This is a genomic window from Streptomyces sp. WELS2 (assembly GCF_013870595.1).
GTDB lineage: Bacteria > Actinomycetota > Actinomycetes > Streptomycetales > Streptomycetaceae > Streptomyces.
This window is the reverse complement of record NZ_JACBWZ010001282.1, coordinates 1-1,242: the sequence shown is the minus strand read 5'-3', so window position 1 is coordinate 1,242 and position 1,242 is coordinate 1. Positions and strand designations below refer to the sequence as shown.

The 1,242-nt window shown below is 72.6% G+C and carries 1 protein-coding gene and 2 pseudogenes; 2 read left to right on the top strand and 1 reads right to left on the bottom strand.

The genetic code is table 11. The features are described 5' to 3' along the window. Window positions 1-114: 114 nt before the first annotated feature. A pseudogene (locus tag H5J33_RS38545) lies at window positions 115-300 on the top strand (precorrin-3B C(17)-methyltransferase); the annotation flags it as partial. Window positions 301-346: 46 nt separating this feature from the next. On the opposite strand, the pseudogene H5J33_RS35740 reads toward H5J33_RS38545, so the two are convergent. Next, window positions 347-692 (bottom strand): annotated as a pseudogene (locus tag H5J33_RS35740) (TetR/AcrR family transcriptional regulator); the annotation flags it as partial. 119 nt (window positions 693-811) lie between these two features. Between H5J33_RS35740 and H5J33_RS35735 the strand changes: the two are divergent. Then, on the top strand, window positions 812-1,242 hold a 431-nt coding region (locus H5J33_RS35735; RefSeq protein WP_181798788.1), incomplete at its 3' end, for an alpha-ketoglutarate-dependent dioxygenase AlkB.

Below are 1,242 nucleotides of genomic sequence, written 5' to 3'. Positions count from 1 at the left end.
GCAGTCGTCGCGGCTCGCGCCGCTGCCGGGGGACGTGACCCGGCTGGCGGCCGCCAACCCGGTGTTTTTGCTGTGGGGCGTGAGAACCCCGGTGTCTAGTGAAGGAGTTGACCAGTGATCGGCCTGATTTCCGCCACCGCGGCGGGGGCGGCGGCGCGGGACCGGCTGGCCGCGGCGTGGCCGGACCGCACGCGGGTGTACGAGGGTCCCGTCAAGGAGGCGGTGCGGGCCGCGTTCGCCGAGTGCGAGCAGCTGGTGTGCTTCCTGGCGACGGGCGCGGTGGTGCGGCTGCTGGCGCCGCTGCTGGCCGGCAAGGCGGCCGACCCGGGTGTGGTGTGTGTGGACGAGGGCGGCCAGTCCACGTCGAGCAGCAGCACCTCGGTGACCCGGTCCACGGAGGCGGGCACGTCCAGGTCCGGCCCGTCCTGGGCGAGCGCGTCGGCGACCTGGCCGGCGATCAGGTCCGCGCGCTCTTGGTAGAGGGCGAAGAACAGCTCGTCCAGGGTGGCGAAGTTCGAGTAGAAGGCGCCCCGGCTGAATCCGGCCGCCTCGCAGACCTCCTCGATGGTGACCCGCCCGAACCCCTTCGCCGCGAACACGGCGAACGCGGCGTCGAGCAGCCGGGCCCGGGTGTGGGCCCGGCGCCGGGTGACGCGCGCGGGCGGGCGTTCCGCCGGTCCCACCGGTTCCATCCGACCGTCCTCTCGTTCGATGCGTGAATGTATCGAATACATCCGTGTATCGAAAGGGGGCGAACGCCTCCGGTGATCAAAATGGAACAGAGTTTCGATTCACGGAGTAGGCTGGCGCCATGGCCACGCACCTCCAGGGCTCCCTGTTCGACCAGACCGACGAGCTGTGGCTCGGCCCGCTGGACGGGCTGTGCCGGACCGAGCTGGGGGCGGGGGCCTGGGTCGACGTCCTGCCGGGCTGGCTGAGCGGGGCCGACGCGCTGTTCGAACGGCTCGCGGCCGAGGTCCCGTGGCGGGCGGAGCGCCGCAAGATGTACGACAACGTGGTCGCCGTACCCCGGCTGCTCGCCCACTACGGCGAGGGGGACCCGCTGCCCCACCCGGTGCTGGAGGAGGCCCGCGCCGCGCTCTGCCGGCACTACGCCGAGGAGCTGGGCGAGCCGTTCACGACCGCCGGGCTGTGCTTCTACCGGGACGGCCGGGACAGCGTGGCCTGGCACGGGGACCGCATCGGACGGGGCGCCCGCGAGGACACCATGGTCGCGATCCT